This window comes from Terrilactibacillus laevilacticus (assembly GCF_006517395.1).
GTDB classification, from domain to species: domain Bacteria; phylum Bacillota; class Bacilli; order Bacillales; family Sporolactobacillaceae; genus Terrilactibacillus; species Terrilactibacillus laevilacticus.
This window is the reverse complement of sequence record NZ_VDCY01000007.1, coordinates 40,920-67,639: the sequence shown is the minus strand read 5'-3', so window position 1 is coordinate 67,639 and position 26,720 is coordinate 40,920. Positions and strand designations below refer to the sequence as shown.

24 protein-coding genes and 1 riboswitch are annotated in these 26,720 nt (G+C 36.8%); of the genes, 16 read left to right on the top strand and 8 right to left on the bottom strand.

Going from position 1 to position 26,720, the window contains the following annotated elements:
- Positions 1-73: 73 nt before the first annotated feature.
- On the top strand, positions 74-1,330 hold the full coding sequence (locus FG390_RS09760) for an argininosuccinate synthase (protein ID WP_141190844.1): 1,257 nt from the start codon (positions 74-76) through the stop codon (positions 1,328-1,330).
- The gene (gene argH / locus FG390_RS09755) at positions 1,287-2,657 is read left to right on the top strand and encodes an argininosuccinate lyase (RefSeq protein ID WP_141190843.1); all 1,371 of its coding nucleotides are present in this window, start codon (positions 1,287-1,289) and stop codon (positions 2,655-2,657) included. The genes FG390_RS09760 and argH overlap by 44 nt, the downstream gene beginning before the upstream one ends.
- Before the next feature lie 109 nt (positions 2,658-2,766).
- Here the strand turns inward: argH and FG390_RS09750 are convergent, their stop codons facing one another.
- Positions 2,767-2,952, bottom strand: a complete 186-nt coding sequence (locus tag FG390_RS09750) for a type Z 30S ribosomal protein S14 (protein WP_141190842.1) — start codon at positions 2,950-2,952, stop codon at positions 2,767-2,769.
- Between the two features lie 176 nt (positions 2,953-3,128).
- Between FG390_RS09750 and FG390_RS09745 the strand changes: the two genes are divergently transcribed.
- Both FG390_RS09745 and FG390_RS09740 read left to right on the top strand, forming a co-directional pair.
- Positions 3,129-3,455 carry a hypothetical protein gene (locus FG390_RS09745; protein ID WP_141190841.1) on the top strand — a complete coding sequence of 109 codons (327 nt, stop codon included), beginning with the start codon at positions 3,129-3,131 and terminating at the stop codon, positions 3,453-3,455.
- Positions 3,456-3,669: 214 nt separating this feature from the next.
- Complete coding sequence (locus tag FG390_RS09740) at positions 3,670-4,146, top strand: helix-turn-helix domain-containing protein (protein WP_141190840.1); 477 nt, start codon at positions 3,670-3,672, stop codon at positions 4,144-4,146.
- Positions 4,147-5,104: 958 nt separating this feature from the next.
- Here the strand turns inward: FG390_RS09740 and FG390_RS09735 are convergent.
- Entirely contained in the window at positions 5,105-7,264 is a 2,160-nt protein-coding gene (locus tag FG390_RS09735) for an anthranilate synthase component I (RefSeq protein WP_141190839.1), read from the bottom strand.
- Positions 7,265-8,036: 772 nt separating this feature from the next.
- On the opposite strand from FG390_RS09735, the gene FG390_RS09730 reads away from it, so the two are divergent.
- Both FG390_RS09730 and kimA read left to right on the top strand, forming a co-directional pair.
- Positions 8,037-9,248: an MFS transporter gene (locus FG390_RS09730; RefSeq protein WP_181406450.1), complete on the top strand. Its 1,212-nt coding sequence runs from the start codon at positions 8,037-8,039 to the stop codon at positions 9,246-9,248.
- Positions 9,249-10,211: 963 nt separating this feature from the next.
- Complete coding sequence (gene kimA / locus FG390_RS09725; RefSeq protein WP_141190837.1) at positions 10,212-12,041, top strand: potassium transporter KimA; 1,830 nt, start codon at positions 10,212-10,214, stop codon at positions 12,039-12,041.
- Positions 12,042-12,189: 148 nt separating this feature from the next.
- Here the strand turns inward: kimA and FG390_RS09720 are convergent, their stop codons facing one another.
- Positions 12,190-13,059, bottom strand: coding sequence for a LysR family transcriptional regulator (locus FG390_RS09720; protein ID WP_141190836.1), 870 nt, complete (start codon positions 13,057-13,059; stop codon positions 12,190-12,192).
- Between the two features lie 327 nt (positions 13,060-13,386).
- On the opposite strand from FG390_RS09720, the gene FG390_RS09715 reads away from it, so the two are divergent.
- The 6 genes from FG390_RS09715 (at position 13,387) to FG390_RS09690 (ending at position 19,673) form a co-directional block, all read left to right on the top strand.
- Positions 13,387-14,520, top strand: coding sequence for an AbrB family transcriptional regulator (locus FG390_RS09715; RefSeq protein ID WP_141190835.1), 1,134 nt, complete (start codon positions 13,387-13,389; stop codon positions 14,518-14,520).
- Between the two features lie 255 nt (positions 14,521-14,775).
- Positions 14,776-15,771 (top strand): efflux RND transporter periplasmic adaptor subunit, encoded by a 996-nt coding sequence (locus FG390_RS09710; RefSeq protein WP_141190834.1) that lies wholly within the window; start codon positions 14,776-14,778, stop codon positions 15,769-15,771.
- The gene (locus tag FG390_RS09705) at positions 15,768-16,478 is read left to right on the top strand and encodes an ABC transporter ATP-binding protein (RefSeq protein WP_141190833.1); all 711 of its coding nucleotides are present in this window, start codon (positions 15,768-15,770) and stop codon (positions 16,476-16,478) included. The genes FG390_RS09710 and FG390_RS09705 overlap by 4 nt, the downstream gene beginning before the upstream one ends.
- Positions 16,456-17,619, top strand: a complete 1,164-nt coding sequence (locus FG390_RS09700) for an ABC transporter permease (RefSeq protein WP_141190832.1) — start codon at positions 16,456-16,458, stop codon at positions 17,617-17,619. Before FG390_RS09705 ends, FG390_RS09700 begins: the two co-directional genes overlap by 23 nt.
- A 126-nt stretch (positions 17,620-17,745) precedes the next feature.
- The gene (locus FG390_RS09695) at positions 17,746-18,417 is read left to right on the top strand and encodes a response regulator transcription factor (protein ID WP_141190831.1); all 672 of its coding nucleotides are present in this window, start codon (positions 17,746-17,748) and stop codon (positions 18,415-18,417) included.
- A gap of 11 nt (positions 18,418-18,428) precedes the next feature.
- Positions 18,429-19,673: a sensor histidine kinase gene (locus FG390_RS09690; protein WP_141190830.1), complete on the top strand. Its 1,245-nt coding sequence runs from the start codon at positions 18,429-18,431 to the stop codon at positions 19,671-19,673.
- A 77-nt stretch (positions 19,674-19,750) separates the two neighbouring features.
- On the opposite strand, the gene FG390_RS09685 is transcribed toward FG390_RS09690, so the two are convergent.
- Positions 19,751-20,071: a MazG nucleotide pyrophosphohydrolase domain-containing protein gene (locus FG390_RS09685; RefSeq protein ID WP_141190829.1), complete on the bottom strand. Its 321-nt coding sequence runs from the start codon at positions 20,069-20,071 to the stop codon at positions 19,751-19,753.
- 196 nt (positions 20,072-20,267) lie between these two features.
- Between FG390_RS09685 and FG390_RS09680 the strand changes: the two genes are divergently transcribed.
- Together FG390_RS09680 and msrA are read left to right on the top strand one after the other, a co-directional pair.
- The gene (locus FG390_RS09680; RefSeq protein ID WP_141190828.1) at positions 20,268-20,861 is read left to right on the top strand and encodes an LOG family protein; all 594 of its coding nucleotides are present in this window, start codon (positions 20,268-20,270) and stop codon (positions 20,859-20,861) included.
- A 100-nt stretch (positions 20,862-20,961) separates the two neighbouring features.
- Positions 20,962-21,501: a peptide-methionine (S)-S-oxide reductase MsrA gene (msrA, locus tag FG390_RS09675; protein ID WP_141190827.1), complete on the top strand. Its 540-nt coding sequence runs from the start codon at positions 20,962-20,964 to the stop codon at positions 21,499-21,501.
- 82 nt (positions 21,502-21,583) lie between these two features.
- On the opposite strand, the gene FG390_RS09670 is transcribed toward msrA, so the two are convergent.
- The gene (locus FG390_RS09670) at positions 21,584-21,967 is read right to left on the bottom strand and encodes a winged helix-turn-helix transcriptional regulator (protein WP_141190826.1); all 384 of its coding nucleotides are present in this window, start codon (positions 21,965-21,967) and stop codon (positions 21,584-21,586) included.
- Between the two features lie 146 nt (positions 21,968-22,113).
- Here FG390_RS09670 and FG390_RS09665 point away from each other — a divergent pair, with 146 nt between their 5' ends.
- Positions 22,114-23,127 carry a zinc-binding alcohol dehydrogenase family protein gene (locus FG390_RS09665; RefSeq protein ID WP_141190912.1) on the top strand — a complete coding sequence of 338 codons (1,014 nt, stop codon included), beginning with the start codon at positions 22,114-22,116 and terminating at the stop codon, positions 23,125-23,127.
- Between the two features lie 57 nt (positions 23,128-23,184).
- On the opposite strand, the gene queC is transcribed toward FG390_RS09665, so the two are convergent.
- Genes queC through queD form a run of 3 tightly spaced genes read right to left on the bottom strand, consistent with a single transcriptional unit; the run spans position 23,185 to position 25,045 of the window.
- Complete coding sequence (gene queC / locus FG390_RS09660; RefSeq protein ID WP_141190825.1) at positions 23,185-23,877, bottom strand: 7-cyano-7-deazaguanine synthase QueC; 693 nt, start codon at positions 23,875-23,877, stop codon at positions 23,185-23,187.
- Positions 23,878-23,879: 2 nt separating this feature from the next.
- Positions 23,880-24,617, bottom strand: a complete 738-nt coding sequence (locus FG390_RS09655) for a 7-carboxy-7-deazaguanine synthase QueE (protein WP_141190824.1) — start codon at positions 24,615-24,617, stop codon at positions 23,880-23,882.
- Positions 24,614-25,045 (bottom strand): 6-carboxytetrahydropterin synthase QueD, encoded by a 432-nt coding sequence (gene queD, locus FG390_RS09650; protein ID WP_141190911.1) that lies wholly within the window; start codon positions 25,043-25,045, stop codon positions 24,614-24,616. Before queD ends, FG390_RS09655 begins: the two co-directional genes overlap by 4 nt.
- 300 nt (positions 25,046-25,345) lie before the next feature.
- Positions 25,346-25,455, top strand: a riboswitch (SAM riboswitch).
- A gap of 117 nt (positions 25,456-25,572) precedes the next feature.
- Between queD and FG390_RS09645 the strand changes: the two genes are divergently transcribed.
- Positions 25,573-26,700, top strand: a complete 1,128-nt coding sequence (locus tag FG390_RS09645) for a methionine biosynthesis PLP-dependent protein (protein ID WP_141190823.1) — start codon at positions 25,573-25,575, stop codon at positions 26,698-26,700.
- The last annotated feature ends 20 nt before the right edge of the window (positions 26,701-26,720 follow it).

The following is a 26,720-nucleotide window of genomic DNA, read 5'->3' as shown; positions in this document are numbered from 1 at the left end:
TACCAAAGACTTTTTTACACTAATAAGGTAAACTAAAAGAATCGAATAGGGTACTAAAAAGGAGGAATTTGTAATGGCAAAAGAAAAAATTGTTCTCGCTTATTCAGGAGGATTGGATACATCTGTTTGTATTAAATGGTTGCAGGATAAATATAATTATGACGTTGTTGCACTCAGTATTAACGTAGGTGAAGGTAAAGATCTTCAAATGGTAAAACAAAAAGCATTGGACGTAGGGGCTGTAAGTTCTTATGTTGTGGATGCTAAAGATTTGTTAGCTGAAGAATATCTCTTGCCAGCTCTTCAAGCGAATACATTATATGAAGGCAAATACCCATTATCTTCAGCACTTTCTCGTCCACTTATTTCTAAACTTCTCGTTGATGTCGCTGAAAAAGAAGGGGCAACAGCTGTCGCTCATGGATGTACCGGTAAAGGAAATGACCAAGTTCGTTTTGAAGTATCGATCCAAGCGCTTAACCCAAATTTAAAAGTTGTTGCACCGGTACGCGAATGGGGAATGACACGTGATGAAGAAATAAAATACGCTGAGGAAAATGGTATTCCAATTCCCATTGATTTAGATAATCCTTTCTCCATTGATGCAAATATTTGGGGACGTGCATGTGAAGCTGGTGTCCTCGAAAATCCTTGGAATGAGGCGCCAGAAGAAGCTTATGATTGGACGAATCCAATCCAAAATACACCTGACGAGGCAGAATATATTGAAATCGGTTTTGAAAAAGGCAAACCCGTGTCATTGAACGGTGAGACTTTAAGCTTTGTTGAAATCATCGAAGCACTCAACGACAAAGGTGGTTTACATGGTATAGGACGTATTGATCATATAGAAAATCGTCTTGTTGGGATTAAATCGCGTGAAGTTTATGAAAATCCAGCGGCTCTCATTTTGATCAACGCACACAAAGAACTTGAAGCCTTAACTTTGACTCGTGAAGTGGCTCACTTCAAACCAATTGTTGAACAACAAATGGCACAAATCATCTATGACGGTCTTTGGTATTCACCAATCCGCACAGCATTGCAAGCCTTCATCGATGACACTCAAAAACATGTTACAGGAACAGTGCGTGTGAAATTACACAAAAGCACACATGTTGTTGTGGGACGTAAAGCAGATACAAGTCTTTATAATGAAGAACTTGCGACGTATACAAAAGGTGATGCCTTTGACCATAATGCAGCAGTAGGGTTCATCAAACTTTGGGGCCTTCCAACAAAAGTCTATGCAGAAGTTCATAAAGGGAATCAACAGGAGGATGGCAATGGCAAAACTATGGGGCGGCCGGTTTACGAAGGAAACAAATAAACAGGTGGATGCGTTTACGGCATCCATTGGTTTTGACAGACAACTAGCCAAAGAAGATATTGAAGGAAGTCTCGCTCACGTTCAAATGCTTGGTGAATGCGGGATTGTATCGACTGACGAAGCTGAAACGATTCAAAATGGATTGAAAACAATCTTATCGAAAATTGAATCTGGTAACGTTGAATTTTTAACCGAACATGAAGACATCCATATGAACATTGAGAAAATGTTAATTGATGAGATCGGGGCTGTAGGTGGGAAACTACATACAGGCCGTAGCCGAAACGACCAGGTTGCAACCGATATGCATTTATATATGCGTAAAAAAACAAAACGACTAATCGAATTGGTTGAACATGTTCAATATGCCTTACTTAGTCAAGCAAAAGAAAACATTGAAACGATTCTACCAGGATATACGCACCTTCAGCGTGCTCAACCGATTTCTTTTGCCCATCATTTAATGGCTTACTTTTGGATGTTTGAACGAGATAAAGATCGTCTAAGAGACAGCTTAAAACGAATCAATTGGCTCCCTCTTGGAGCTGGTGCACTTGCGGGTACCACGTTCCCAATTAACCGTGAACGTGTAGCAGAGCTCTTGGATTTTGACTTTGTTTATCCAAACAGCATGGATGCTGTAAGTGATCGTGATTTTGTAGTCGAAGCCTTATCCATTTGTTCATTGATTATGGTTCACATGTCACGATTATCCGAAGAGTTAGTCACATGGAGTAGCCAAGAATTTCAATTTGTTGAACTTGATGATGCTTTTTGCACCGGTTCAAGCATTATGCCGCAGAAAAAAAACCCTGATGTACCTGAACTATTAAGAGGGAAAACGGGTCGTGTATTTGGTCATCTAGTCGGCATGTTAACCGTCTTAAAAGGTCTTCCTCTCGCATACAACAAAGATATGCAAGAAGATAAAGAAGGTATTTTTGATACGGTTGAGACATTAGAAGGGGCTCTTGATCTTCTGGCACCAATTCTTGAAACATTAACCGTCAAAAAAGACAACATGCGTAAAGCCGTAACACAAGATTATTCTAATGCGACTGATATGGCTGATTATCTTGCTACAAAAGGATTGCCTTTCAGACAAGCCCATGAAGTAACTGGGAAAGTGGTTTTATATGCTATTGAACAGGGCAAGTATTTATTAGATTTAACATTAGCTGAATTTAGAGAGTTTAGCTCACTCTTTGAAGAAGATATCTTTGACATTTTAGCACCTGAAAATGTCATGCGTGCAAGACATAGTCAAGGCGGAACAGGTCCTGATCAGATTAAGGTACAGATTCAGTTGGCTGAAAGTAAACTATAATGAACAGAAGTAAAAAGAACACTCAATTTTCTTTATGGAGACTTGAGTGTTCTTTATTATTATTCTCATTTCAATAACACAAAAAAATCCCAAAACATTTGAGGGATTTTTACCAACTTGCCTTTTTAACTCCAGGAATCTGCCCCTTGTAGGCTAATTCTCTGAAACAAATACGGCAAAGTTTAAATTTGCGAATAACGGAATGTGGACGTCCACAGCGTTCGCAGCGTGTATATTCTCTTACGTTAAATTTTTGTTCTTTATGGTGCTTAATGAGTAATGATTTTTTTGCCATAATATGAATTCCTCCTTTTAAAATAGTGTGAGGAAAGGTGAAAGATAAATTATATCTATTTTTGTTAAAAAAGAAAATAGGGAATCATTGGTAAAAGGGGTTTAAGATTATTAAATGGAATAATCACTCGAGATAATACGAACTTATCTTATTAGAATAAAGTGAAACTTCTATCAATGGGGTTTTTTCGACGCCCAGGATGGCAAGTAGCAGGCGCCAGCCAGGACGCCTGGTTTTTAGCCTGCGTCATCCCCCACACTCACCAGACAACTGTAGAAGGGAAATATAAGAATCGTTACGACGTGACCTTGTTGAACGGTGTTACTCCTAAATCGGAAAGATATGAACGTTCGTTTCTAATTAAAAAAGTTGAAGATAATATTATTCAGCCTGATAGTTTTGTCTACAATCCGATGAATTTAACGATAGGGGCTGTCGCAAAGCATAAAGAGAAAAAAGTCGTTTCTGTTTCTGGCTATTATAACGTTTTTCAAACTATGTAAACTCATATGTAAAATAAAATTATAATCATATGTATTTTGGTTTATAAATATATTTAAAATGCTGTTTAGTAGTATACCGTTATACAAGATGATAATTTTACGACTGCTGTGTATCTTTTTTAAAATTGTAGTATATACTATATTAAAGTTTCTTTTGTTTCCTTTTTTTCTTTTGTTTCTAATTTTAAGGATGTATAATAGGAGGTGAAGAGAGGTGAATGAAGAGATGGCTACTGAAATCGTAGGTAATCTTTATGATACTATCAGAAAAATGAATGTTCCGAATGAAACTGAAATGAGTGAGCGAGTGAAACACTATGTCACGATTCAAAGAATGCAAATGGAACTAGAAAAACAAAAAGAACAGCTCTATCTAGAACTTAATGAGAATGAGAAACAAGAAGCAAGTGATCTCCTTAGAAAAACAGTAGATTTTCCAGAGTATCTACCCGTTCGAGATGTTGCAGAAATTCTTGAAGTGACACCGCAAATGGTTAGAAGATACTGTGCGGAAGGAAAAATTGATGCCAGACAAAGAATGGAAGGCAGTGGAAAATGGCTGATCCCGACAGATCAATTTACCGCACATCACAACTGGAATAAATATATTCAAAAGAGAAATAAGATCAACAAACAATCTGTCAATGTTGCGAATAAGATTATGCAATATCTTGATGAAGATGTGGAATAACAGGGAGGAACGATGGGGGAGTCAGAGTTAAAATTTTATTTATTAGATACCAACGGATTCAGATACCTAACGATTCAGCTTTTATAAGCGAGGAATTTCGAGAGGATATCAAGACAGAACTTGATATTGCTAAGGTACAGTACGGCGGTGTATCAGATATTAGAATTTTATACACAGCATGGCAATAGGATTGCATACTTGTTACAGGCAATGTTAAAGATTTTGTTTTATATCCTCTTTTATTTTCACCTGAAGAAGATAGATTGTTTGATATTATTACGGGAAAATACATGAAGTATGAATTACAAACTTATTCGGAAATTACTACTAATGCGGTCTTTGAGAGCATGATGAAGAACTACACTCTTTAATAGAAAGATCAACTTGAAATGAAACTTAATCACCTTAATGATTAGGTTTTTTAGAATATAAACTTTTTTCGCAAACGGGCCATTAAATGGAATAAGTATTGTTGAATTAATGGGGATAGTGGAACAATATATCATTTTTCAAATTCTTCAAATTTATCCCTTGAGAGGTTTTATAATGAACTTATACTTTTGATGGGAGGAATTTTGATGAATAAGAATAACAAGTTTTCCATTGGGGAGTTTTCAGAAAATACAGGAATACCTTTCTTCAGACGAACAGATGATTTTGTCTTTTATGTACAACAGATTTAATTGTTGTAAACGTATGATTAAGGCTGAAATTGAAACACATAATGTCTCCGTCAACTTATACAATGACGGCCAATCTATACTGCTGAACCAATTGGACCTTTACGGGCAGTTGATCCCCACCTATCTTCTTTGAATACTCAGAGAATCTTGAGGTGGGGGTCTTGACTAGCCCGTTAAGGCGGAATAAAACAACACGTTTCAAGGATGGAATAAAACTTCCTTGAAACGTGTTTGTTTTGTTATTCTTATCATTAATTTTGTAAATAATATAAGCCTTATAACTTCGTCAAAACATTCTTAAGCATTTGCAGTCCTGCATTCCCGTTCATCGTCATGATGGATTCAGGATGGAATTGGACGGCTGCGATAGGTAATGTTTTGTGTTCTATCGCCATGACATAATCGTCTTCAGTGCAAGCTGTTATCGTTAAGTCGTCTGGAAGATTTTTAGCATAGATGGAATGGTATCGCCCAGCATAAAAGAATTTAGGGATTTCCTCAAATACTTTTGAATCTCCTGCTTGCTTTACAAGTGACTTTTTACCATGGGATGGATAAGATAAGAAGTCAAGTTCTCCGCCAAAATACTCTACTACCCCTTGCAAACCAAGACATATTCCAAAGATTGGCAAACCTTTTTCAAGGCAAATTTGAATGGTTTCTTTCATGTTAAAACGGTCTGGATCACCAGGTCCAGGTGATAGTATGACGAGATCAACAGGTTCATCCATACGAGTTAATCGATCACGTGCATGAACACTTCTCATGACGGTAACTTCAGCACCTAAACTTTGTATATAGCTGGATAACGTGTGAACAAATGAGTCTTCATGGTCAATAAGTAAGACACGTCGATGTTTAATGTCTTTCTTCAAAGGATGATGGTCCATAAGATCATTTTTTACTTGTGCAGGACGTAAAGCCTCCATTAAAGCTTGGGCCTTCGTTAATGTTTCTTGTTCTTCACTTTCTGGAATAGAATCATATAGCAATGTGGCTCCGACACGAATTTGAGCGAGACCGCTATTAAGTTTCACTGTTCTTAATGTGAGACCAGTATTTAGATTTCCATTGAAACAGAAGTAACCGATAGCGCCTCCATACCATCCACGCGGAGTTGCCTCATGTTCTTCAATCCATGACATTGCTTCAAGCTTTGGTGCTCCAGTTACCGTAACAGCCCACATATGTGTCATGAAGGCATCGAAAGCATCGAATCCTTCTTTTAACTGACCTTTAATATGGTCAACAGTATGAAAGAGATGGGAATACGTTTCAATTTGTCGTCGCCCGATGACTTCAACTGTACCTGGAACACAAACACGAGATTTGTCATTTCGATCAACGTCGGTGCACATGGTTAATTCGGATTCTTCTTTCGTTGAATTTAACAAAGTTTTAATTTGTTCGGCATCTTCAATGCTAGAAGCCCCACGAGCAATCGTTCCAGAAATTGGGCAAGTTTCAACAATACGATCTTCAACGCGAACGAACATCTCTGGTGAACAGCCAACTAAGTATTCATCATCTAAATGAATAAGAAATCCATAAGGACTTGGATTGATTCTTCTCAAGTTACGGAAGACTTCTGTTGGCGTGATATCACATTTTTTTGATAAAACTTGCGTCGGAACAACTTCAAATAAATCGCCTACAGCGAAAGATTTTTTTGCTTTGTTTACTAAGCTTGCATAGTACCCTTTATTATAAGGCTCCTCTTCTCTATTAGGACTTATTTTATAAGGCTTTTCCACACCTGTACGTGGTAAATCTTGCGTTGAAAGTTCCCGGTAGTTAAAGTCATAACTTAGTTTGTATGCTTGCTTAATTTCATGATCCGCAATATAAAATTCATCTGGTAAATATAAATGCAAATCAGACTGATCTTTGGTACGATTTTTCTTAAGGTTTAATTTCTCGAATTGTAAGATAAGATCGTATCCAAATGCACCATACAACCCAAGAAATTCATCATTAGAGTAGAATTGCGCTTGAATCTGTCTTAATAATTCAAAGATGGATGGCTGTTTTGTCCGTTCTTCTTCTTTTGTTACAACGAAATTCTCTGATTTGATTGTACCTTCAATCGTTTCAGATGTGACATCACTAAATACGATCGCAGGGTGGTCGATTGTATTAATCATATAGTTAATCAAAACAATTCCACGATCATTTAAGGCATGTATTGTAAACGTATTTTGTTTGACGATGATTTCGAGTGGAGGGTTAACAAAACCGATATCCCATCTTGAATAACGCCCGGGATACTCATAAGTACTCGAAAATAATGCGCCTTTATACGTATCAAGTTTTTCTAATAAATAAGTTACTGGATAATCAAATTCTAATGTTTGTTTGGCTTGAGTAATTTGAAGTCCATTCGGGGTTGTGAACGAAATCGGAGTATCCTCATTCGTATCAAATAATAACTTCATGCGTAACATCCTCTCTGCAATTTTTAAACTTACAGAAAGAGCAAGAATGGTATAGGAGAAATGACGAAATTAATATACTTATGCCATTATATTATGCTATACATAAAATTCTCAGCTCTTCTATCTAACTCATCTCAACTAATCTCTACTAGTATTCCTATCTTACAAGGAATTGTTAGAAAGTTCAAGCGTTCTTTTTTCGAACAAAGCTTAAACAGATTTTCCTTTCTTTATCAAAAATTATGATGATGACATGATTTTAGTTTATAAATGGAACAAATCTAAAAATCGTATGGATATAATAAAGATATGATAAAAATATAAAGTTCTGTATCAAGATTAAATTAATGCAAGTGCGTGTTCAAAAAGATGACAAATGAAAAGGGTTACTGGCTAAGTACGCTGGCATCCTGCCAGAACGAGAGTAACTAGCCCGTTCTGGGCGTCGGAGGATAAGGCGGCCGTTTTGAGGACCAGCATTCCTCGCGTTGTGGTAGCTTCACGCCAGCCATAGGACGAGAGCGGTTTTATCCAGTGATCCTCATGTTTTTACTACATGAGGACCGGAAAAACAAGCGGGCACCGAGATTCGCAGCTTATCATTTGGTGACTTTTTGAACAACCTCTACAGAGGAGAATAAAGCACCGTTTTAACTTATAACCTAAACAAAAAGATTCGGCGGTCAAAACCATGATGGTCGCATTTTTTTATGGAATATGAAAAAATATATACGTATATCAAACCGTAACTATGATTAAAGGGAGTGCAGACGTGTCATCTAGGACAAAATCATCTTTCATTGTCATGACATTTATCATGGCATGTATCAACTTACGACCTTCAATAGCCTCAGTAGGTCCAATATTAAAATCAATTAATCATTCACTGCAAATGAGTAGTAGCATATCTAGTTTATTAACCTCTATTCCTGTATTTTGTATGGGGGCCTTCTCACCATTTGCAGTGAAAGCGAGACAAATCTTTGGAAATGCAAGAGCCATATGGCTATCCTTATTCCTTATTGGGTTTTCTACCTTATTAAGACTCGTAACCATGTCATCGGACTTTTTGTTGTTAACAGCATTACTTGTAGGTGTAGGAATTGGTTTATCCGGCCCCTTATTGTCAGGTTTTGTTAAACAACATTTCCCAAAACATACATCAGTTATGATCGGACTTTACAGTGTTATGATGGCGATGGGAGCGGCCATAAGTTCAGGATTTACGCCTTTGATACAAGCAGCAGCTCATGGTTCATGGCGAATGGCACTAGCATCATGGACAATACTTGCTCTTATTGTGTTACCCGTTTGGTGGTTTGTTATAGTAAGACATGAATCTAAGCCTTTAAGAGAAGAACAACATATGAATAAATCATCAAGAGGACTCCCATTAAAAAGTAAAAGAGCATGGATTTTCACTTTGTTTTTCGGAGTCGCATCGACTGTTTTTTATACTTTAATGGCATGGATTGCCCCCATTTTAGTTGATATGGGTTATAGCAAAAACTATGCCGCTTCGATTCTAACTTTATTTAATTTAGTGCAAATTCCAGCTTCATTATTTATGCCCATGTTGATAAAAAATTTATTAAATCGCTTATTCTGGTTACTACTTGGATCATTCATGGAAATTACGGGATTGCTCATCCTTGCCTTTACATCCATTAGTCCTGTTATTGCTGCCATCCTTATGGGTCTTGGTGTAGGTGGTTTATTTTCGTTAGCTTTATTTTTACCGATTGATGAAGTTGATGATCCTGATGAGGCGAATAGTTGGGCTGCGATGACACAATCTGGTGGGTATATCATTGCATCATTTGGTCCTTTTATAATCGGTTCTATATTAGATGTGACAAAAAGTACACATTCGGCACTATATGCCTTAATTATTGTAGGGATCATTCTTGTGGCTATCCAGATCACGATTGTATTTACGAAGAAAGAAGAAAAAAAACGATCTTTATTAATAAACGCTAAGTAAATTAAATGTAAGTGCGTGTTCAAAAAGGTGACAAATGAAAGGGGTTGGCTAGGTACGCTGGCATCCTGCCAGAACGAGAGTAACTAGCTCGTCCTGGGTGTCGGAAGGATAAGACGGCACAGTTCCTTAGGACCGACATTCCACATGATATGGTCGTTTCAGTCACCAACGTGAGCGATTTTAGTTGAAAAGGGCTCCTTGTATCCACTACATGAGCATGAGGATCGGAAAAACAAGCGGGCACCGAGATTCGTAACTTACCATTTGGTTACTTTTTGAACAACCTTTGTAAGATAATAAAAAAGATGGCCAAAGGCTGCTTTTTTACATTTTCTAAGTGTTCCAATTTAGTTATAATGGGCATTTTGCTATTTAAACAAACGTTTGATTAAGAAGGCGCTGCAATAAAACAATTTATGAAATAGCCGAGAACACTCGTGACTTTAGTCATGAGAGGTTCAGGTCTCTTTCCACTGACTCTATAAGTTCATATTTCATAGTGTATTAAACTTACTTTTCATTATTTAGACAAACAATTTTTCATATTCAACCCACAAATTATCATAACAAGTGTATGATTTTATGTGTTGTGCCCATCAATAGATCATCAAACGTGTTTTAATCTTGTTTACCGGGGTATTTAGACTTTATGCCTCTTTAACGGCTAGAAAAGACCTGCTTCAAGATTCTGAGTATTCAAAGAAGATAGGTGGGGGAACTGCCCGTAAAGGTCCGATTGGTTCAGGCTTTCCATTAGTGGGGGATGACGCAGGCTTAAAACCAGGCGTCCTGTCGCAACGCCTGCACTAGCACATCCTGTGCATCGAAAAACCCCCCGCTAATGGAAGTTTCACGTATTAATACATGTATTAAACTATTGTCGGTTATACTAAAATGGTGTATAAATAACATACGCAGGAATTTATACTTAAATTGATTTTATGAAGGTGTGTTTGAATTTAAATGGTTAAAAAATTAAAACGTCTTCTTATCGGAAGACCACTTAAATCCAACGAAATTCAAGGCCAGAAATTGAACAAATTGAAAGCGTTAGCCATTCTTTCATCTGATGCTTTATCATCTATTGCCTATGGTCCTGAACAAATATTAGTCGTTTTAATGACTATTGGGGCGGCCGCACTTTGGTATTCTCTACCAATCGCTTTAGGCGTTCTTATTTTATTAATTGCTTTAATCTTGTCATATCGCCAAATTATCTATTCTTATCCACATGGCGGCGGAGCTTATATGGTAGCGAAAGAGAACCTTGGAATGAATTTTGGACTGATTGCTGGAGGTTCTTTGCTGATCGATTACATATTAACCGTCGCGGTTAGTGTATCTGCAGGAACAGATGCCGTTACTTCAGCCTTTCCAACACTTCATCCTTGGTCTGTGTGGATTGCCGTTATTTTTGTCGTAATTATTACTTTACTTAACTTGAGAGGATTAACTGAATCGGCCACATTCTTAGCTTATCCCGTCTATTTATTTATCATTGCGATCGTCGGCTTAATTTTAATTGGTATGTTTAAAGTGGCAACAGGTCAAGTAACTCCAGAAGTTCACCATACCTTTGGGCAACCAATTGCTGGCGTAGGTCTGTTTTTACTATTAAAAGCTTTTTCATCTGGTTGTTCGGCTTTAACAGGTGTTGAAGCTATTTCAAATGCTATTCCTAATTTTAAAAATCCAGCACCAAGAAATGCCGCACGAACATTAATTATGATGGGATGTATTTTAGGTTGCTTGTTTATTGGAAGTGTTCTACTCGTTTATTGGTATGGGTTAGCACCTATGGCAGATCAAACAATCTTATCCCAACTTGCAGAAAGTGTCTTTGGTCGGAATGTCTTTTATTACATTATTCAAGCCGTCACAGCGCTTATTCTCATCTTAGCCGCAAACACGGGTTATTCAGCTTTTCCACAATTGGCATTTAACTTGGCAAAAGATAAATATATGCCTCGTCCGTTTACTGTTCGAGGAGACCGATTGGGTTACTCTAATGGTATTATCACATTAGGCATTTGTTCAATTATATTAATCATCATTTTTAGAGGGCAAACAGATAGCTTGATTCCGATTTATGCTGTCGGTGTGTTTATTCCTTTCTCACTTTCTCAAACAGGGATGATTGTGAAATGGCTAAGGGAGAAACCAAAAGGTTGGGTTAATAAATTAATTACGAACTTAATCGGAGCATTTATTTGTTATCTTATATTAATTATTTTTTACATTACGAAGTTCCAAAATGTTTGGATTACCTTAGTTTTTATTCCAATCGTTGTCTTTATTTTTCATAAGATTCATCAACATTATCTTGCAGTGGCCGATCAACTTCGGATTGATTTTGCTCAGCCAATTCGAGATATTAAGGCAACAGATAATGTCATTGTTGTTCCTATCGCGGGTATTACAAAAGTGGTTGAACAATCTCTAGTTTACGCCAAATCACTTTCAGACAATGTCATTGCGGTGTATGTCGGACAAAGCCCTGAACAGATTGAAAAGATGGAGCGAGAGTGGAAAGAATGGGATCCAGGAGTTCGGCTCGTGACCCTGCATTCTTTATACCGCAGTATTGTAACACCATTAAGTAAATTTATTGATACTGTGAAATGGAAGGCGGATCAAAATGGCGCTACCGTGACAGTTGTCATCCCGCAATTCTATACAAAAAAATGGTGGCAGAGACTGCTTCATAACCAATCTGGTGTGTTGATCAGAGCAGCACTTGTACGTCATGCAAATATAGTTTTAGCAACCGTACCATATAAATTTAAACGGTAAAGGTGTTAATAAGCAGTAGATCTTAATTTAAAGATTTACTGCTTATTTTTTTATGTGGAAAATATAGAAAAAATGAAGGACTTAAAAGAAACCCACAAAATAAAAGGTGAAAAGAACAATTTAGTCTTTTTCACCATTCTAGATCTTTCTATTTTTCTACATGATGAGTATCAAGGACAAAGTCTGCAAAGGCATGAACGATAGACATATCCAAAGTGTCTTTGTAATAAATCATCCATGTAGGACGAAGAATAGGATTTCCTTTTTTATCTATCAAGTCAATCTTATGAATATTGTCCACATTTTCTACGATCATACTTGGCACAATGGCGTAACCAAGTCCATTGAGAACCATGCCTTTACATGTATCTGCTCGGTCGACTTCAATATTAACTCGAGGAGCTACTGCAAAATTATCAGTCCACCAATTGTCAATCATCGCTCTTAGCAGGTAATCTGTACGATAATCTATACGCGGTAAGTTTGGAAGATCCTTAATATTTATTTTTTCTTTTGAAACAATGCATAACGTCTCTGAAAATAATAGATGCTTCTCTCCTTGCCAAGAATAGTCTCCACGAACTATACCAATATGAATATCTTGATTATAGGCAAGTTGAACGATTTCTTTACTCCAATCCGTCGTTACTTTAAACTCAACTTTGGGATAATCCTCTTTAAATGCTTTCAATAACTGAGGCAATTTATAATGTGTAAAGGAATCAGAAACCCCAAGCCTCAAGGTACCTACGACATCTTTCTCCATATTAGATACATTTTCTTTTATCTTCTGAATGTCTAACAAAATTTGGTTAGCGTGTTTGGCAACATACTCACCTTGAGGTGTGAATTGAACGCCCCTACGCCCTCTATTGACAAGAGTAACGCCAAGTTCCTTTTCTATTTGTTGCAAGCGATGGGTCAATGAAGGTTGAGAAATATATAAGCTTTGTGCCGTTTTTGTAATATTTTTCTTTTTATACAGGAGTTGAAGAATCAACCAATCTCGATCATCCATACATGTACCTCCTAAAATTGAATAACTACGTGATTATGTATAGTTGTTCTATAACAGTATACTATAAGTTCGTTCTTTATTTATACCACATAGACTATAATCAAATTAATTCTACAGGATATTTATTAAAAATGAATCGTTATTTTAATATAACAGATACATGGGAATAGGTTATACATAAAGGTTCTACATCAATTGTTTATTTTTATCATTTAAACAGTAGATATTCATTTTTTTTATAAATAATGATGAAAATATAATATTTTACCTATGTCTAAAAATGTTTTAAACTAATAAGTAGAAGAAAAACAATGGAAGAAGGGTAACATGAACAGAATAAATCATCTTTTTCATAATGTAACTTTTATGTTGCTTTGTAGTATAGGTGGATTAATTTTATCATTAACAGGTCTATCCATTGGTTGGATGGTAGGAACACTTTTATTGTCGGCCATCTTGTCCTTTTGGGCTCCTCCTTGGTTAAAGGAGTTCTCCAACAAAAAAGATAACTCTCTCAGCAGTTTTTGGCTGCAGATCGGTCAATGTATTTTAGGTATACAATTGGGACATCAACTTAATTTAACTGTCCTACAAATATTTAAACAAAATTGGTTCATGGTCCTCTTGGTACTTATTATTTCCATTCTCCTCTCTTTACTTTCTGGATATATTTTATGGAAATTTACAAAAACAGATTTACTAACAAGTCTATTTGGTACAACACCGGGCGGCTTATCTGCTATGTCCAGTATCGCAAGCGAAGTTGGCGCCAATCCAGCTGTAGTGAGTATGATTCAAATCATGCGTGTCATCTTAGTTGTTAGTACCGTCCCACTACTCGTTTCTTTTATACCTGGTGGATCAGGTGAAAATATGGGAGTACAAACAACACAGATGACGTTTATTGGCAGAGGAACTTTATTATGGACACTAATTCTTGTTTTGTTTTCATGTTTATGTGTTAAAATCGGGCGAGTCTGTCATATGCCTGCACCAAGCATACTTGGAAGTATGCTTGGTGCAGCGTTCATGCAAATTACCGGTAGTTCGATCGTACATCAGGATCTTACGGTTATTTGGCCACATTGGCTTATTATAGTAGCACAAATTCTCATTGGCTCTAGTATAGGTTCCAAGATCAATCGGCGTATGTTTCAAGGGCTTGCACGTGTGTTTGTTTTCGGACTTATAGGATCAATTGGCCTTATTATTGCAATGTTAATATGTGCTTGGTTAGTTTCTATCCTATCTCATATTTCCTTCTTGACATCAATTCTGGCATTTGCGCCCGGAGGCGTTGCAGAAATGGCAACGACAGCGGTTGTTCTTCATTCTGACTCTGCCTTTGTCGTTGGTGTTCAAATCCTTCGAATGATGGTTATATTCATTATCATGCCCCCATTAATCAATCTCATTGGTAGTTCGAGCATAAAGAAGGAAACGAGCATTCATGCGAATTAAACAATGGATTGTTTAAAAACGTTCTGAGAAAAAACTCAGAACGTTTTTTAAGTTATTCAGTAGTTACAAATTTGGAATATCTATAATCAAATAGACGTGTATATAAGCACGATGATAACTTTTAGAATCCATTTTATTATTTTCATGAAGAATCGTTTCTGTTTTTTACATTAAGAAAATTTTAAGAATGCTCCTTTAATATGGTGAACATCAAGAAAAATCAAATTCAAATTAAGATACTAAAGGAGCATGGATATGAAGAAGTGGATTATAAGTGCTATTATTGTCGTTATTATTATTGGTGGAGGAACAACATGGTATGTCAAGCAACAATCTCAACCAGCGGTGGCAAGAAGTATAACTCAAACAGCAACCGTTCAGAAAGGAACCATTGAATCAAAAATAAGTGATTCAGGTACGTTAGAGTCTGCTATTGATAAAGATATAGAGGCAACAGAATCAAAGACCATTAGTGAAATAAACGTGAGCGAAGATGATACAGTTGAAAAAGGAGATACCCTCTTAACTTACACAGATGGAACAATTTTGACTGCACCATATGATGGAACCATAACAAAAATTAACGTAACGGAAGATGGGATGACAAAAGAGGGACAAGCTGCATTCCATATCATCAATTATAAATCGTTTAATACCGTTCTTCAGGTTGATGAATTGGATATTCCAAAAGTAAAAGTAGGTCAAAATGTTAACATTACAGTAAATGCTTATGATGACGAAAAATTCACAGGGAAAGTCACAAGTATTGCTAAAGAAGGCGATGTAAGTAATGGTGTTTCTACCTTTGATGTAACTGTACATGTTACTCATTCGAAAGCAACAGACAGCTTAAAAATTGGGATGAGTGCCACAGCTGATATTATTACTAGCAAAAAAAATAATATCCTTTACGTTCCGGTTGATGCTATTCATAAATCTGGAAATCAATCGTATGTCATTACGACTCAAGCAAACAGTCAAGATAACACAAATAATGAATCTAAGAACCAAGTGGCTGTAACAACAGGAATTAATAATGATAGCTTTATAGAGATTAAGTCCGGCTTACAAGAAGGTGAAACAGTACAACTACCAAGCATTACAAGAAGTTCGAGTTCTAGTTCTAGTTCCTCAAGTGCAAGCCAAAGCCAGTTTGGTAGAGGAATGATTAATGGTGGTAATTTTGGAGGAAACTTCGGCGGCGGTCAAAGACAAGGTGGTATGCAGCAAGGAGGAGGCAATAAACAATGATAGAAACAGTCATGTCCATGAATAACATCAGTAAGTCATATAAAATGGGTGAATCGACCGTCCAAGCTTTAGACCACATTTCTTTGACCGTTTCGCGCGGGGATTTTCTAACTATTGTTGGTCCCTCTGGTTCTGGGAAATCTACTCTCATGAATATCATTGGTTGTTTAGATCAATCTGATACAGGTGAGTATATTCTTGAGGGAGACGAGATTAATAAACTGAAAGATCGTTATTTAGCGACCATACGTAATAAAAAAATTGGATTCATCTTTCAAAATTTTAATCTATTAGGTAAATTATCCGCCATTGAAAATGTAGAATTACCCTTAATTTATAGAGGAGTAAAAGCTAATGAACGTAAAGAAATGGCTCTATCATGTCTTAACCAGGTAGGAATAGGAGATCGCGCTTCGCATCTGCCTAATCAATTATCGGGTGGCCAGCAGCAACGGGTTGCTATTGCCAGGGCACTTGCTGGAAATCCCCCCATACTTCTCGCAGATGAACCAACGGGAGCTTTAGACAGTCGTACAAGTCAAGAAATAATGGAAGTATTGCATAATTTAAATAAAAAAGGTCACACAATCATTCTCATAACACATGATTTAAATGTAGCTAAACAAGGTAAACGAACCATTCGAATTAGTGATGGAAAATTATATGAAGGTGGGGATGTTAATCATGAATTTGTTAACATCCATTAAAATGGCGTTTCGGACGATTCGTGGAAATAAAATACGAGCTTTCCTCACCATGCTCGGTATTATTATCGGCGTTTCTTCTGTTATTGTGCTCGTCGCCATTGGACAGGGATCAAGTCAATCGGTCACGAGCAGTATAAATAGTTTAGGTACGAATTTACTCACTGTGTCTATTTCGGATACAGACACTCCATTTACTCAGGACAATATTGATGAGATTAAGAAAATGAATACTGTTAAAAATGTTTCACCTGTTTTATCAAGTCGTCTTAGTTTAAAGAATGGAAGTACGACAAGTACCATTAATGTTACGGGTTCTAATGCATCCTATAAGAGTGTAAGAAAATTATCAATTTCAAATGGTCGATTTATTTCTGATATCGATTTGGATTATAGGCAAAAGGTCATTGTATTAGGAAGTACAACAGCTCAAACTTTATTCGGAAATAAAAATCCGATTAATCAATATGTTTTGGTCAATGGGGATCGATACAAAGTGATCGGGACACTGACTTATAAAGGTGGATCTAATGGTCAAAGTAATGATGATACCGCCATTATTCCATTTACAACAGCCCAACGATTAATGCAAACGACCCACATAACCCAATTCTACGTGCAAGCGACAAATAGTAATATGGTTAATTTTGCAATGAATCAGCTCAGTCGATACATGATACAGGTATATGGAGATTCTGATAGCTTTAGCGTTGTCAATCAACAAGATGTGATGAATACGATGTCATCCGTAAGTGATACGTTGACGATGCTTCTCGGTGGAATTGCTAGTATATCGTTAATAGTTGGTGGTATTGGCATCATGAATATAATGTTTGTTTCTGTGACTGAGCGGACAAGGGAAATTGGTATACGAAAAGCTATTGGGGCAAAAAGGAAGGATATACTCACCCAATTTCTCATTGAGGCGATCGTATTGAGTATTATTGGCGGCTTAATAGGGATAGGACTTGGTCTTGGCATTACAAAATTGTATGCTATTTTCTCAGGTGGAACAGTCGTTTATTCATTATCTATTATTTTGTATTCTTTCTTGTTCTCAGCCATAGTAGGAATCATATTCGGTGTATTTCCAGCTAATAAAGCATCGAAACTGCGTCCAATTGAAGCTCTCCGATTTGAGTAGTCAAATATGGAAATGTCACACGTTGTTGTGGCATTTTTTCATTATTATGTTACAGAAAAAATGTAGAAAAAACAGTTATTGATCTATACTAAAATACGATATGATAGAGAAAAGAAGGTGAATAAGTTGAGAATATTAGTAGTTGAAGATAACGATATGTTATTGGAATCTATTATACAGCTTTTACAGGATGATTATGATGTGGATTCTACTACAAAGGGAGATGAAGCGTTATATTTAGCAGAACAAGATATTTATGACGCGATTATTCTTGATGTGATGCTTCCAGAAATAAACGGATTTGAAATAATAAAGTACCTAAGAGAACATAAGGTCAATACACCGGTTCTATTTTTAACCGCACGAGATTCTGTTGAAGACAGAGTAAGAGGACTGTCTTTAGGGGGAGATGACTATATTGTCAAGCCCTTTCAAAGTCAGGAACTAAAAGCTAGAATTGTGGCAATTCTGAGAAGAAGTTCATCGCTAACACTGGATCAAACACTTTGTTATAAAGGGATTGTCATTGATAATAGTAAAAAACAAGTCACAGTAGATAATGAAGTGATTCCTTTCACGATAAAACAATATGAGCTTCTTGAATATATCATTCAGAATAAAGACCAAATTTTGACACGAGAGCAAATCTACGACCGTATTTGGGGCTTTGATTCTGAAACAACGATTGGAATTGTAGAAGTGTATATTCACCAATTGAGAAAAAAACTACAAAAATCAGGTTATGGAAAAGATATTCAAACCGTTCGAGGCATTGGGTATATGCTTACGGATAAGTAGGTGCTTAGTTTATGTTTCGTAAAACCTTATTAAAGTTAACTTTGCTTCATGCCATCATTTTTATTATTATTATTAGTCTTTTTAGTGTGTCGGTCTATATCTATACAAAAAATGTTGTTTATCGTGCTGTTGATCATGAATTACATGATTCTATGATAATGTTAAAGCATAAGGCATATAGAAGAGGACTTAAGCCAAGAGACTTACTACCGCAGCCAGGAAGCTTTAGCACCAATGTCATATGGGAATCGAATAAAACGTTTATTGAAACAACGGGAGACGAGCGACTTTTTCCAGAAGAAGATATGAAAAAGTTGAAACCAGATACACTAAATACAATTGTTGAAAAGGAACTTAATGACCGTTATTTTCAGACCTATTCCATAAAATTAAGTGGTGAAAATCAGACGTCATTCATTATAGAAAAGGTTGTCGATGTCACTAGTGAGCAAGCTATACTTAAAGTTCTACTCATGATCATGGTTTACGGGCTCGTTACTGGAGCCTTAATATCTGTTATTGCAGGTTATTTTCTAGCTCGTAGATCACTTCGTCCAATCCAAGTCGCTTGGGATAAACAAAATGAGTTTGTGGCTGATGCTTCCCATGAATTGAGAACACCACTAACAATTATTCAAGTTAAAACGGAGCGCTTGTTACAAAAACCACATAATAAAATTTATGAAATGAGTGACACCATAGCAGCAACGTTAAAGGAAACTCGGCGACTATCGAAAATGGTAGGTCAACTTCTTACTTTAGCACGTTCAGATGCCAATAGGCTTGAAATAAAAGAGGAACAACTTGTTTTAAATGAGGTCATCAAACAGGTTGTTGAACCCTTTCAAGAACTGGCTGAATTTGAGGATAAATCCTTAATGTTAAGTATTGGCCAAGACCCAATAAAAATAAAGGGTGATCGAGAAAAAATCCATCAATTATTGGTAATCTTATTAGATAATGCGATGAAATTTACGAAGGAAAATGGGCAGATTAATGTATTATGTAAGTCAGAAGGAACATCAGCCATTATCGAAGTTAAAGACAATGGTATTGGAATTAGTCAAGAGAATGTGACCAAAATCTTTGATCGTTTCTTCCAATCGGATGCTTCTCGTTCAGATAAAGAAGGGACTGGACTTGGTTTGTCTATAGCGAAGTGGATTGTAGATAAGCATAAAGGTAAGTTGTCCGTTAAGAGTAAATTAGATGAAGGTACCACTTTCACCATAATGTTTCCATTATTAAAGGGATAATGAAGACAAAACATCCACACTCAATTAATTTTGGATGCTTTGTCTTTTAGACTTGGGTAGGTTCTGTACTCACACTGTTATTTTACAGCAAATCGATCTGTTAACTTTTTCTTATGGCTTTCTACAATATCTTCTAGCGTAATGCCATACAAACTAGCTAAAAGTGTGAGATTCCCTATGACGTCACCTAGTTCTTCAATAAGTTCTTGTCGCCATTCTTCTTTGTTTTGCAACTCATCATTAGGATGATCGCGACCTATCTCATATGCTCGGACAGCTCTTGCGACTTCACCAACTTCTTCCATAAGGAATCCTAAACGAATAAAGGGACTATATTCTAACCATCCTCGTTTTTGATAAAAATCTTCAATCCATTTTTGGACATCCGTTATCTCCAAAATAATCACTCCTATTAACGTCATGTCAAAGTTAAGTATAAAAAAGAGAAAATATGTAACAAATAATGGCGAGACACACAAAAGGGTTCTTATCTATAGTAACATGAAAGAACAATAAAAAATGATAGTTAATTTAACTATTTACATACAAATAACGGTTTATTTAAGATACTACGGATAAAGAGGAGAGATACTCATGAAAACGATTTGCGTTTTTGCTGGATCAAACTTAGGTATTAATAAGGAATATAAACAAGGGGCCAACAGATTAGGTGAAGCGATCGTTAAGCATGGATGCCGCTTAGTTTATGGAGGATCCCGCTTAGGACTAATGGGAGAAGTAGCCAATACGGTGTTGTCTCTTGGAGGAGAAGCCATTGGAGTTATGCCAAAAGGATTATTTAGAGGTGAAGTCGTTCATCAAAATTTAACAAACTTAATCGAAGTTCATAGTATGCACGAAAGAAAAGCAAAGATGAGCGAACTTGCAGATGGCTTTATCGCTTTACCTGGAGGGATAGGCACGTTCGAAGAAGTATTTGAACAACTTTGTTGGGCACAGATCGGTATTCATAATAAACCAATTGGACTTTGTAATTTAGAAGGATTCTATGATCCGCTTATTCAATTGGTAGATCATAGTATCAAGCATGAATTTTCTAATCAATCGAATCGTCAATTAGTCATCTCATCGAATAATCCAAAAGAGCTGATTGCAAAAATGGAAAATTATGAGCCGCCTGTCATGGGGAATAAATGGAGACAACTTGATGATTTAAATGTAAAATGAAGAAACAAAATCCTTTATGAACCGAAACCTATTCATCTCATGACTGAAGTTATGAATGTTCTCGGTTGGTTCAAAAGAAGAGCATTTGGGAGGGAATAATATGTCTGAAACGAAATATCAATTAGCCACATTCGCTGGAGGTTGTTTCTGGTGTATGGTGAAGCCATTTGATACATTACCTGGCGTTAAAAGTGTCATCTCCGGTTATTCAGGTGGGTCAACAGTTAACCCTACGTATGAGCAAGTGAAAAGCGGGACGACCGGTCATATGGAAGTCGTTCAAATCACGTATGATCCATCCGTCATGTCATACAAAACGTTACTTGATTACTATTGGCCAATGATCGATCCAACGGATGATGGAGGACAATTTGATGATCGTGGTTCGAATTATCTAACGGCCATATTCTATCACAATGAAGAACAAAAGCGACTAGCTGAAGTTTCAAAGAAAGCAATTGAAGACAGCGGTGTTTGGAAAAAACCGATAGCAACGAAAATTTTAGCGGCTAAACCCTTTTATCCTGCAGAAGAATATCACCAAGATTTTTATAAAAAGAACCCTGAACATCATGCTAAAGACTTTGAAGAGTCAGGAAGAGCACAATTTATTAGAGAACATAGTGTGAAAGTAAAATAATAGAGGACGTTATTTAGCCCTCTTTTTAAGATATATCAAAGAAAAGAACTCCGAGGAAAATTCCGGAGTTCTTGTATATCGTTTATCTATCCGACGTTCTTGCTTGCTTCTGAATTTTTACTTGTTCAGCATAAGTTTGACCCCATGCCCTCATTTGAATAATAATATTTTCCAATGTTTGACCAAATTCAGTTAACGAATATTCAACCTTAGGTGGAACGACCTGATACACTTCTCTGTGGACAATACCATCGTTTTCTAGTTCACGTAATTGTAAAGTTAGCATTCGTTGCGTGATACCTGGAATTAGTCGTCGAAATTCATTAAACCTTTTTGTTCCATCAAGTAAATGATAAAGAATAACACCTTTCCACTTACCACCTATCACATCCAATGTGACCTCAACTGGACATGCGTGTTCAAGTCCTGAGGTACATTGTCCATAACCACTTTTTCGATCCCGCATGACATCTTCCCCTTCTTAGTATAAAAAATGATACTATAATACATTAATGTGCGTACTTACGTAAATTGTAATTATATTTTATATTATAACTGTAGTTCGTTCATTAATAAACATCGGAATAAAAAGGAGAGATTCAATTGGTAGACATGAAAGCCGTAGGATTAACGAAATATCTTCCGATTAGTGACCCTGAAAGTCTTGTTGATATAACGATTGCAAAACCACATGCAACGGGCCATGATATCTTAGTTAAAGTAAAAGCTATTTCCATTAACCCTGTGGATGTGAAAGTTAGAGCTCCGAAAGATAAAGAAGAGCAAGATCCAAAAATATTGGGATGGGATGTTGCAGGTGTTGTAGAAGAAGTTGGTGAAGAGGTGACTTTATTCCAGCCAGGTGACGAAGTATATTATGCTGGATCAATAGACAAACCTGGATGCTATAGCGAACATCATCTTGTAGAAGAAAATATTGCAGCGAAAAAACCAACTACTCTCAGCTTTGCTGAAGCGGCTGCATTACCATTAACAACCATTACGGCATGGGAAGCCCTATTTGACCGTTTAGGGGTCTCTAAATCCAAAGACATAAATAAAGGAAAGTCCATACTCATTATCAATGCAGCAGGTGGTGTAGGTTCGATTGCGACCCAGTTAGCTAGTTACTTTGGTTTAACTGTCATTGGAACGGCGTCTAGACCAGAAACAGTTGAATGGAGTAAAAAACATGGGGCACACCTCGTCATTAATCACCACGAAGATTTTTTATCGCAACTTGAAAAAGAAGGATTTTCTGCAGTTAACTACATTTTATGTTTACATTCTACTGACATGCATTGGGATCAAATGGCAAAGATCATTGCCCCGCAAGGACACATTGCCTCTATTGTAGAAACAGAGGAACCACTTGATCTTGATTTACTAAAAAGTAAAAGTGCTTCATTTGCATGGGAGTTTATGTTTACCCGGGCCCTATTTCAGACAGAAGATCGAATTGAGCAACACCGATTGCTTGATGAGGTAGCCAAATTAGTTGATCAAGGGATCATTAAGACAACGATCAATGAACAGCTACGTGGTATAAATGCATCGACGCTGCGCACGGCCCATGAAAAAGTTGAATCAAATCAAATGATAGGCAAACTGGTTATTGTAGAATAACGACAAAATAAATAGAGGGCAGGAGTCTAAACAATTAGACTTCTGCCCGTTTTAGTTTTAAGCTTTCCAGTCAATTTCGGTTTGATAAGGAATAGGATCAACGAGTCCTGCTTCTTTGAACCCTTTTATACGAAGTCGACAACTATCACAGGTCCCACAAGCTTCTTCCTCTCCGTTGTAACAAGAGGTCGTTAGGTGGTATGGAACCCCAAGTTTTGTTCCAAGTTCAACTGTTTCACTTTTTGTAAGGTGCATGAGGGGAGCTTTTATCGTTAGAGCTTGTTCAGTAACCCCTGTTTTAGTGGCTAAATTAATGGTCTTGTTCATGCTATCAATAAATTCAGGCCGACAGTCAGGGTAGCCACTATAGTCAACCGATGAAACGCCTATAAAAATAGCGTCTGCACCGATCACTTCCGCATAAGCTGAAGCAAGAGAAAGAAAAATCATGTTACGCGCGGGGACATAAGTGGCTGGGATGCCCTCTTCAACGCCATCATTCGGCACGTCAATGTTGGTATCTGTTAAGGCACTGCCGCCAATTTGTTTAAAAAAGTTAATATCAACAATTTTGTGATGCTTAACATGAAAATAATTGGCGATTTTTTTTGCCTGTTCGACTTCTCGGTCATGTCGTTGACCGTAGCTAAAAGTGATAGGATAAAGTTCATATTCTTCATTTTGAGCAATGCCCATACATGTCGTACTATCTAATCCTCCACTTAAGACAATCACGGCTTTTTTTGTCATTATTAGACTCCTCTCTGATTTGGATCCCAAATCACTTTGTGTAGTTGCATACTTATTTTGGCGTTTGGTAATGGCTCTTTTAAAACCAATTCAACAAGATGTCTTGGTTTCATCGTTTCCCAGACTGGACTGAGGAGTACCTGGCCTTCTTTATGATGATGTTTAAGAACTTGTTTTGTTTGATCAAAATCTTCATCTGTCCCGATGACAAATTTTATTTCATCTTGTGGCTTTAATAGATCAAAATTTTTTGCAATCATTTTGTGTGTTTCGCCTGAGGCGGCTAATTTGTAATCCATGATAAAACGCACTTTTTTCATTAAATGAGGTTCATTTTCTCTTAAGCGAGAAAATGGAGCAAGGTCAATCGCCCCGTTTGTTTCAATATGGATATCCACAATGTGATCGAGCTCTGCCATGGATTTGATTAAAGCTGCTGACTTTTCTCGATGAATTAGCGGTTCACCACCTGTAAAACAGATTCGCTTGCTAGAGAAGGTGGAAATTTTTTCGATGATTTCATCAATTGTGGCTTCAAAGACGGGTTTGGCTGGAGCAAAACTATAGGTTGTATCACACCACTTGCAGCGTAAGTTACAATGAAAACTACGAACAAAAACAGTGGGGAACCCTTGTCCCATCCCTTCTCCCTCGATAGTTTCAAAGATTTCCACCATTGGGATTTTCCACTTTCCATAGACTTCTCGGTCAGGTAAGTTATAGGTTTGAATGGTCCTCATTCTTCTATCATCCATTCTCGATGTAATGTAGCTGAACTTGTTGGGGTTTCATATAACGTTAAAGTTTCCAATCGATGTCCTTCTTCTGTAAGATCTCTTTTTATCATTTCTTCTTCTATTTGCTTCCAAATCCAAACGATCATATTTTCAGCCGTGGTATTCATGGATGGTAGAACATCATTTAAATATTGGTGGTCAAGACGAGATTTGATAACGGATTGAAAAATATCTTTGATTTCACCAAAATCGACAGCCATGCCAATATCGTTTAGAAAACCACTGATGGTGATATGTAGTTGATACGTGTGTCCATGAAGGTTTTTACATTTTCCTTCATATCTTTCAAGTTTATGAGCGGCATCGAAGGTAAAAGTTTTTGTCACAGCGACACGCTTTTGATGGTATCTGAGTGATGTTTCGTTGTTCATACTTGATGACAAGGATAAGCCTCCTAAATTAGAGCGCAAAAAACTCTCCAAAAGAATAGGAGAGTCCAAGAAAAAGAAAGCTCGCACATGGCGACACAATCATTTAAATGTTAGACGCTCCCTAGTTTTGTTTTTAGAGGGGTGGGAATTTCGAACCCTCTTATTCAATAAGTGTATTATAACAAATATATAAAATGAACGAAATACGGATTAATCTATCAATATATTGTAAATATTTTATCTTTACCTCTTGAAAAATAGTTAGAATTATTGTACTGTTAATAAACAACACAATCGAATTTCTTATCGAGAGAGGTTGAGGGACTGGCCCTATGACACCTCAGCAACCGCCATGATGATTGGTAAGGTGCTAACTCCAGCAAGTTGAAAAACGACTTGGGGGATAAGAAGAAATCCTTAAACTTTAAAGGCCTTCTTCTTATGGAGAAGGCTTTTTTATATGGCTTTGAAAACAGTCATATTAGGATCAACCTACGTTGATAAACTATCACAAAAGGAATGATAACATGTCGTCATTTAAGTCAGAAACTAAATTTGCGCAAATTGGAAACCGTTTTGATGTATTAGGAGCTGTCAATACTCCGATATATTTCTCTACCGCTTATCGTCACACTGAGCTTGGTCACGGAAAAGGCTCAGGTTACGACTATATACGTACAGGAAATCCTACTCGCTCCATTCTTGAGAAAGCCATTGCAGATATAGAACATGGGGATAAGGGGTTTGCCTGTTCATCCGGAATGAGTGCCATTCAATTAGTTTTATCCCTTTTTTCTTCAGGTGAACATATTATATCCTCAAGAGATCTCTACGGTGGTACATACCGCATTTTTGAATTTCTATCCGACAAATATTCTGTTTCGTTTGATTATTGGGACGGCGAGGATTTCACAGAACTTGAATCGCTCATTTGTTCGTCAACAAAAGCCATTTTTATAGAAACACCAACAAATCCTCTCATGAAGGAAACGGATATTGAAAAAGTTTCGGCTTTAGCCAAAAAACATGATTTACTTGTTATTGTTGATAATACGTTCTATACGCCATTTCTTCAAAAACCAATTGATCAAGGAGCAGACATTGTCATTCATAGTGCTACTAAATATTTAGGTGGGCATAATGACCTTTTGGCTGGACTTGTGGTATCCAAAGGTGAAGCTATATCAGAGAAATTAGATTTATATCATAATGCAAGTGGCGTCGTTTTATCACCATTTGACTCTTGGCTTCTTATCCGAGGAATGAAGACACTTCCTCTTAGGATGAGACAACATGAATCAAATGCTAAATGTGTTTTTCGATACCTTTCAGAGCATCCACAAGTAAAAAAAGTTTTTTATCCAGGAAGAGGCGGCATGCTTAGTTTTGAACTTGAGAATGAGTCTTACGTAATCCCATTTCTGCAAGCTTTGAAATTAATTACCTTTGCTGAGAGTCTAGGAGGCGTTGAAAGTCTTATTACGTATCCTGCAACCCAGACACATGCGGACATTCCACAAGAACTCCGCGTGAAATATGGTTTATCCAATTGTTTATTACGGTTATCTGTTGGCATCGAACATGAGGATGATTTGGTCAATGATCTTGAGCAAGCTTTTAAAACCATAAAAAAAGACGTTTTTGTTCATGATTAACATAGAGAAAAGATATCTTG